Source organism: Paenibacillus sp. AR247 (assembly GCF_002968895.1).
In the GTDB taxonomy this organism is placed as follows: Bacteria; Bacillota; Bacilli; order Paenibacillales; family Paenibacillaceae; genus Paenibacillus_AQ; species Paenibacillus_AQ favisporus.
This window is the reverse complement of record NZ_PCZT01000009.1, coordinates 1768255-1774618: the sequence shown is the minus strand read 5'-3', so window position 1 is coordinate 1774618 and position 6364 is coordinate 1768255. Positions and strand designations below refer to the sequence as shown.

3 protein-coding genes and 2 pseudogenes are annotated in these 6364 nt (G+C 52.7%); all 5 read left to right on the top strand.

Translation table 11 applies throughout. The features are described 5' to 3' along the window. A partial coding sequence (locus CPT76_RS16595; protein ID WP_483870054.1) for a DNA-processing protein DprA occupies window positions 1–552 on the top strand: 552 nt, incomplete at its 5' end. 99 nt (window positions 553–651) lie between these two features. Beyond that, window positions 652–2604: pseudogene (topA, locus tag CPT76_RS16590) on the top strand (type I DNA topoisomerase). Between the two features lie 25 nt (window positions 2605–2629). Next, window positions 2630–3969: pseudogene (gene trmFO, locus CPT76_RS16585) on the top strand (FADH(2)-oxidizing methylenetetrahydrofolate--tRNA-(uracil(54)-C(5))-methyltransferase TrmFO). A gap of 18 nt (window positions 3970–3987) precedes the next feature. After that, the gene (gene hslV / locus CPT76_RS16580) at window positions 3988–4530 is read left to right on the top strand and encodes an ATP-dependent protease subunit HslV (protein ID WP_105443632.1); all 543 of its coding nucleotides are present in this window, start codon (window positions 3988–3990) and stop codon (window positions 4528–4530) included. A 16-nt stretch (window positions 4531–4546) separates the two neighbouring features. Further along, window positions 4547–5950 (top strand): ATP-dependent protease ATPase subunit HslU, encoded by a 1404-nt coding sequence (gene hslU, locus CPT76_RS16575; RefSeq protein ID WP_076168169.1) that lies wholly within the window; start codon window positions 4547–4549, stop codon window positions 5948–5950. Window positions 5951–6364 lie beyond the last annotated feature (414 nt).

Below are 6364 nucleotides of genomic sequence, written 5' to 3'. Positions count from 1 at the left end.
ACCGGTCATGGCGTGATCTATCCGCCGGAGAACAGAGGATTGTATGAACGGATCGCCGAGGATGGACTCATTCTGACGGAGTATCCTTCCGGGACCAAATCGCATCCCGGTTTGTTTCCGCAGCGCAACCGTATCATCGCCGGCTTGACGCTTGGGACGCTGGTCGTCGAAGCGGACTCACGCAGCGGTTCTTTGATTACGGCGGATTTGGCGCTCGAAGCCGGCAGGGATGTGTTCGCCGTCCCTGGGCCGGTCACCTCGCCCAAGAGCCGCGGGGCGCTGAACTTGATTAAACAAGGCGCCAAAATGGTGCTGAATGCCGAAGACGTCATCGAAGAATATGATTCATGGTTGCCAAAAGGGTTTGAAGATACATACAATAGGGAGCGTCAGATGTTGGAGGACACGCGGCTGCCTGCAGATCATTTGACAATGGATGAGCTTGGGATATACCATATATTGGAACAAGGGCCGTCTACATTGGATGAGCTGCTGCAGCAGACCGGATGGGATTTTGGACATTTGCATTCAGTTCTGTTATCTTTAATCTAAAAAAGCAGATTACCCAATTATCTGGTGCTATATACAAGCTTATATAACAAGAGTCTATTGACTAACATTCACAGAATTGTTCGAAAGGGGGATGAACCTATGGCTGACTCACTTGTCATCGTAGAATCGCCGGCCAAGGCGAAAACGATCGGCAAATATTTAGGCAGCAAGTATATCGTAAAAGCTTCGATGGGTCACGTGCGTGATCTCCCGAAGAGCCAAATCGGGGTTGAGGTCGAGAATGACTTTAATCCGAAATATATTACGATCCGCGGAAAGGGCTCCGTATTAAAGGAACTCAAGGACGCCAGCAAAAAAGTGAAAAAGGTTTATCTCGCAGCTGACCCCGATCGCGAGAGTGAAGCGATTGCCTGGCATCTTGCCCATGCCCTGGAGCTTGACGATACGGATAGCTGCCGCGTCGTGTTTAACGAAATTACGAAGCAAGCGGTCAAGGATGCATTTAAAACGCCGCGCAAAATCAATACGAAATCAATGCGTTCATTCCGGAAGAATACTGGTCTATTACGGCCCCAGCTCGCCAAGGGAGATTCCGTTTTTGAGGCGAAATTCACGCAGCTGAACGGCCAGAAGAAAGAATTGTCGCGTGAGGATGAAGTGAACGAAGTGCTCGCTGCCATTAAGGGGGCCACCTTTAAAGTCAGCGAAGTGAAGGAAAAGGAACGCCAGCGGCATCCTTCGCCTCCGTTTACGACAAGCTCCCTGCAGCAGGAAGCTGCCCGGAAGCTTAATTTTCGTGCCGCCAAAACGATGTCCGTCGCCCAGCAGCTGTACGAAGGCGTAGAGCTCGGGAAAGAAGGGACCGTCGGCCTCATCACTTATATGCGTACGGATTCCACCCGGATTGCCGGATCGGCCCAGGAAGAAGCCAAGGAATTTATCAGCGGGAAGTACGGGGATCCGTTTGTTCCTGAAACTCCTCGGGAGTATTCGAAAAAATCGGCGAACGCCCAGGACGCCCACGAAGCGATCCGCCCGACCTCGGTCATGCGTGATCCCGACTCCGTGAAGTCGTTCATGAGCCGTGACCAATACCGTCTTTACAAGCTGATTTGGGAACGTTTCGTTGCCAGCCAGATGTCTTCCGCCATACTGGATACGCTTTCCGTTGATATTGCGGCCGGGCCTGCCATATTCCGTGCATCCGGTTCCAAAGTCCGCTTCCAGGGCTTTATGAAGGTATACGTGGAAAGCAACGACGACGGCACAACAGAAGAAGAGAAGTTTTTGCCTGCCTTGGCCGTGGGTGATAAGCTGAAGAAGGAAGATATCGAGCCGAAGCAGCACTTTACGCAGCCGCCTCCGCGCTACACCGAAGCCCGGTTGGTCCGGGCGATGGAGGAGCTCGGCATCGGACGGCCAAGTACGTATGCGCCGACGCTGGAGACGATCCAAAAGCGCGGTTACGTGGCGATCGAAGAGAAAAAGTTCATTCCGACAGAACTGGGTGAATTGATCATCGAGCAAATGGAACAATTTTTCCCTGAAATCCTTGATGTGGAATTTACGGCCCACATGGAAGACGATCTCGACCATGTCGAGGAAGGCTCGGAGGATTGGGTCAAGGTGCTGGCCGAGTTCTATTCTTCCTTTGAAAAGCGCCTGGAAGTAGCCGAGGAAGAAATGAAGGAAATCGAAATCGAGGACGAGGTATCGGACGAAATTTGCGACAAATGCGGCCGACCGATGGTATACAAATTGGGGCGGTTTGGCAAATTCCTCGCCTGCTCCGGATTTCCGGACTGCCGGAACACGAAGCCGATCGTCAAAGATATCGGCGTCACTTGTCCGAAATGCAAGGAAGGGCATGTGGTCGAGCGCCGCAGTAAGAAGGGGCGGATTTTCTATGGCTGCGACCGTTATCCGGAATGCGATTTCGTATCCTGGGATAAACCGTCGCCGAAGCCTTGTCCGAAATGCGGCTCTCTGATGGTTGAGAAGCGCAACAAGCAGGGAGCACGTCTCCAATGCACGGCATGCGACCATACCGAGCCCCTGGAAGAGAACGAAGACAACGAAGAAATGATGTAATTGTAAACAGCAGGGGGTAATGAAGTTGACAGAAGTACAGCAGGTAACCGTCATCGGCGCGGGTCTGGCAGGCAGCGAGGCTGCCTGGCAGATCGCAAGCCGGGGGGTTCCCTGAAATTATACGAAATGCGTCCAGTCGTGAAGACGCCCGCGCACCATACGGACAAGTTCGCCGAGCTCGTCTGCACCAATTCGCTGCGTGCCAACGGGCTTACGAACGCAGTCGGCGTCATCAAAGAAGAAATGCGGATGCTGGATTCACTGATCCTGAAGTCCGCCGATAAAAATGCGGTTCCTGCCGGAGGCGCTCTGGCGGTGGACCGCGACGGTTTTTCCGGGGATATTACGAGCACTCTCCATAACCATCCGCTGATTGAAGTCGTAAACGAAGAAATTCAGCATATACCAGAAGAAGGGATTGTCGTCATCGCCACAGGCCCGCTGACCTCGCCTGCGCTCTCCGCCGAGATCAAAGCACTCATGGGCGAAGAGTATTTCTACTTCTATGACGCTGCGGCTCCAATCGTCGAGAAAGACTCCATCGATATGAGCAAAGTATACCTGGCTTCCCGCTATGATAAAGGTGAAGCGGCTTACTTGAATTGTCCGATGACCGAAGAGGAATTCAACGCGTTTTATGACGCGCTGGTCAATGCGGAAGTCGCGCAGCTGAAAGAGTTTGAGAAGGAAGTATACTTCGAGGGCTGCATGCCGATCGAGGTCATGATGAAGCGCGGCAAGCAGACGGCGCTGTTCGGGCCGATGAAGCCGGTAGGGCTGGTCAACCCGCACACGGGTGAGCTGCCTTATGCGGTCGTACAGCTGCGCCAAGATAATGCCGCCGGTACGCTGTACAATCTGGTAGGCTTCCAAACACACCTCAAATGGGGAGAGCAAAAACGCGTATTCTCCATGATTCCGGGGCTGGAAAACGCGGAATATGTGCGCTACGGCGTCATGCACCGCAATACGTTCATCAACTCTCCGAAGCTACTCCAACCGACCTATCAGCTGAAAACGAATGAGAACCTGTTTTTTGCCGGTCAAATGACGGGGGTAGAGGGATATGTGGAATCTGCCGCATCCGGGCTTATAGCGGGCATTAATGCAGCGAGAAAGGCGCTTGGACAGGACCTTGTCGTGTTCCCTGACACAAGCACCCTCGGCAGCATGGCTCATTATATTACGACCGCGGATTCGGAGCACTTCCAGCCGATGAACGCCAACTTCGGCCTGCTGCCGAAATTGGAGAAGAAGATCCGCAACAAAAAGGAAAAGAACGAGGCGCTGGCCAATCGGGCTTTGGAGACGATTGCCGCGTTTATCAAGGAAGCCGGACTGGCAACCGAACATCAGGAAGTATAGATTAGGAGGTCTGTAGGTATGGATTTATCTTTTCATGCGACAACCATTTGCGCTGTACGCCATAACGGAAAAGCGGCGATCGCCGGTGACGGCCAGGTGACCTTCGGTGAAAATGTCATTATGAAGCAGACCGCCAAAAAGGTGCGCCGCCTGTACAGAGGCCAGGTCGTTGCCGGCTTTGCAGGCTCTGTGGCGGACGCCATTACCCTTTTTGAAAAATTCGAAAGCAAACTGGAGGAGCATCACGGCAATCTGCAGCGTGCCGCCGTGGAGCTCGCCAAGGACTGGCGCCAGGATCGCGTTCTCCGCAAGCTTGAGGCACTCATGATCGTTATGGATAAAACCGGCATGCTGCTCATTTCCGGAGGCGGTGAAATCATCGAACCGGACGACGACGTACTGGCGATTGGCTCGGGAGGCAATTTTGCGCTCTCCGCCGGACGGGCGCTGAAGCGTCACGCCCAGGACTTGGAAGCGAAGGATATCGCGCGGGAAGCTTTGAAAATTGCTTCGGAAATTTGCATATACACCAATGGAAATATCATTGTGGAAGAGCTGTAAGGGTGGAGGAATGCATATGGATAACCAAAGTTTGACGCCAAGACAAATCGTGGCCGAACTGGATAAATACATTGTAGGCCAGAAGCAGGCGAAGAAATCCGTCGCCGTCGCACTGCGCAACCGTTACCGCCGCAACCGGCTTCCCGAGGATGTTCGGGATGAGATTGTACCGAAGAACATCCTGATGATCGGTCCGACGGGTGTGGGCAAGACCGAAATCGCCAGACGTTTGGCGAAGCTGGTCAATGCGCCATTTGTGAAGATCGAAGCCACCAAATTTACGGAAGTGGGATACGTCGGCCGCGACGTGGAATCCATGGTCCGCGATTTGATCGAAACGTCCATCCGCATGGTCAAAGCGGAGCGTACGGAAAAAGTAAAAGACCGCGCCGAGGAGCTCGCCAACGAACGAATCGTGCAAATTCTCGTTCCGCCGGCTGGCAAAAACAAGGCGCAGCGCAATCCGTTTGAAATGCTGTTCGGCAATGGCAACCAGAACGCACAGGATACGGAAGAGGATAAGGAGCAAGACAGCACCGTGACCGAACGTCGGCGCCAGGTGAAGTTTAAGCTTCAGTCCGGCAGCCTGGAAGACGACATGATCGAAATCGACGTGGAGGACAACTCGCCGACGATGATGGATATGCTGGCCGGGCAGGGGAATGACCAGATGGGCATGAACATGCAGGAAATGTTCGGAAGCTTGCTGCCGCGGCGGACGAAGAAGCGGAAGCTGCCGATCCGGGAAGCGCGCAAGGTGCTGACGCAGGAGGAAGCGACCAAGCTGATCGACATGGACGACGTCATCGCCGAGTCGATTCTTCGCGCTGAGCAGTCGGGCATTATCTTTATCGACGAAATCGATAAAGTTGCCAGCCAGGGCAAAGGCTCTGGGCCTGACGTGTCCCGTGAAGGCGTCCAGAGGGATATTCTGCCAATCGTGGAAGGGTCGACGGTCATGACCAAATACGGCCCTGTGAAGACGGACTTTATTTTGTTTATTGCAGCAGGTGCATTCCATATCGCCAAACCGTCGGACCTCATTCCCGAGCTTCAAGGCCGGTTCCCGATCCGCGTGGAGCTGAGCAGCTTGTCTCTCGACGATTTTGTGTCGATTCTGACCGAGCCGAAGAACGCCTTGACCAAGCAGTATACCGAGCTGCTTAAAACCGAGGACATCGAGGTCGAATTCTCATCTGAAGCGATCCGGGAAATTGCCAAAATTGCCGCGACCGTCAACCAGAATACCGAGAACATCGGTGCGCGCAGGCTGCATACGATTCTGGAGAAGCTGCTCGAGGATTTGTCGTTTGAGGCGCCTGAATTGACCTTGGAGAATATGACCATCACGCCGGAATACGTGCGCGAAAAGCTGGGCGACATCGCCCAGGACCGCGATTTGAGCCAATATATATTGTAAACCGACAACCGTCACTGCGGGGACATGTCAGAAGGATGAAGATCCTTCGGGCATGTCTTTTTTTTGTTGTGCTAAGGAAGGGCCCGCAGGAAGGACAGTGCCGACATCGTAAAAAACCTCTCTGGGAGGTATAACTACTATCCTGCGCTCGTATGCAAGGGAGAGGTTATTTTACGACACTTTCGCAAATCTGAAATTCTAGGACTATTCAGGCTGAGTTTTTATCGAAATGTGACAACAGGCCTGTCCTATGTAAGCCCACAAACCCTTATCCTGCAAAGATTTAGCAAAAATTTCAGAGAAATTAAGAACAAAGACCTTCTTTCTAGGTAAAAGATAGGGCTTTTTTCTTATTGTAATATGTCCCAATCTTTAAGAAACTTAGGATATACGACAATATAGTAATTTTTTCAC

Coding starts and splice junctions, on each gene's coding strand:
- hslU (WP_076168169.1), top strand. CDS start 4,547: ATGGATAACCAAAGTTTGACGCCAAGACAAATCGTGGCCGAACTGGAT.
- hslV (WP_105443632.1), top strand. CDS start 3,988: ATGGATTTATCTTTTCATGCGACAACCATTTGCGCTGTACGCCATAAC.